Source organism: Labrys sedimenti, from assembly GCF_034424805.1.
GTDB lineage: Bacteria > Pseudomonadota > Alphaproteobacteria > Rhizobiales > Labraceae > Labrys > Labrys sedimenti.
Genome location: NZ_JAXOUF010000075.1, coordinates 1 through 1583 on the forward strand (window position 1 = coordinate 1; position 1583 = coordinate 1583).

1 rRNA gene is annotated in these 1583 nt (G+C 50.6%); it reads left to right on the plus strand.

Features of this window, described 5'->3' with window-relative positions:
* Window positions 1-1583, plus strand: a 23S ribosomal RNA gene (locus U1R88_RS35445); the annotation flags it as partial.

Consider the following 1583-nt stretch of genomic DNA (forward strand, 5'->3'; position numbering starts at 1 on the left):
GGGGGAGAAACCCGGCCAGGAAAACCCTGGCCATCCATATGTGAATACATAGCATGTGGAGGGGAACCCGGGGAACTGAAACATCTAAGTACCCGGAGGAAAAGAAAGAAAAATCGATTTCCAGAGTAGCGGCGAGCGGAATGGAAAGAGCCTAAACCGGAGCGCGTGCGCTCCGGGGTTATGGACTGCATAAGTGTGCATGGAAGCCAGAAGAACGGTTTTGGGAAAGCCGGCCAGAGAGGGTGAAAGCCCCGTATTTGAAGGCGGAAGGCAGCGGCAGTATCCGGAGTACCACGGGACACGTGGAACCCTGTGGGAAGTAGGGAGGACCACCTCCCAAGGCTAAATACTACTTAGTGACCGATAGTGCATAGTACTGTGAAGGAAAGGTGAAAAGAACCCCGGGAGGGGAGTGAAAAAGAACCTGAAACCGTGTGCTTACAAGCAGACAGAGGACTACGGGCAACCAGTCTGATGTCGTACCTTTTGTAGAATGGGCCGGCGAGTTACGATTTGATGCGAGGTTAAGAGATAAAGTCTCGGAGCCGAAGCGAAAGCGAGTCTGAACAGGGCGAAAAGTTTGACGTCGTAGACCCGAAACCAGGTGACCTAACCATGAACAGGTTGAAGCAATGGTAAAACGTTGTGGAGGACCGAACCCACGCCTGTTGAAATAGTCGGGGATGATTTGTGGTTAGCGGAGAAATTCCAAACGAACCTGGATATAGCTGGTTCTCCTCGAAATAGCTTTAGGGCTAGCCTCAGTTTAGATTACCGAAGGTAGAGCACTAAATGGCCTAGGGGGCTTCACAGCTTACCGAAGCTTATTAAACTCCGAATGACGGATAATTGATGACTGGGAGTCAGACAGTGACAGAAAAGTGCCATTGTCAAAAGGGAAACAGCCCAGATCCACAGCTAAGGTCCCAAAGTATATGTTAAGTGGAAAAGGATGTGACGTTGTATAGACAACCGGGATGTTGGCTCAGAAGCAGCCACACATTAAAAGAGTGCGTAATAGCTCACCGGTCGAGTGACGTTGCGCCGAAAATTAACGGGGCTAAAACGTACCACCGAAGCTTGGGAATGTATGAATGTACATTGGTAGAGGAGCAATGCATACGGGCAGAAGCCATATCGGAAGAGGTGGTGGACTGTATGGAAGAGAGAATGCCGGCATAAGTAGCGAGAGCGGAGCGAGAAACTCCGCCGTCGAAAGTCTGAGGTTTCCTGGGGAAGGTTCGTCCGCCCAGGGTAAGTCGGGACCTAAGTCGAGGCCGAAAGGCGTAGATGATGGACAACGGGTTGAGATTCCCGTACTACCGAATAAGATAATGATGCAGTGACACGGAGAGATAGTGTGAGCGCGCGGATGGAAAAGCGCGTCCTCGAAGCAAGGCCGGCATGTAGTGAAGTACGCATGTCAAAAGGAGAAGCGAAGAGGGGAATGGACAAAGGAAAGGAAGCACATGAATCTGCACCGGCGAGAAAAGCTGCTAAATATTATGAGGTACCCGTACCGCAAACCGACACAGGTAGACGAGAAGAAAATTCTAAGACGAACGGGAGAACTCTTGTTAAGG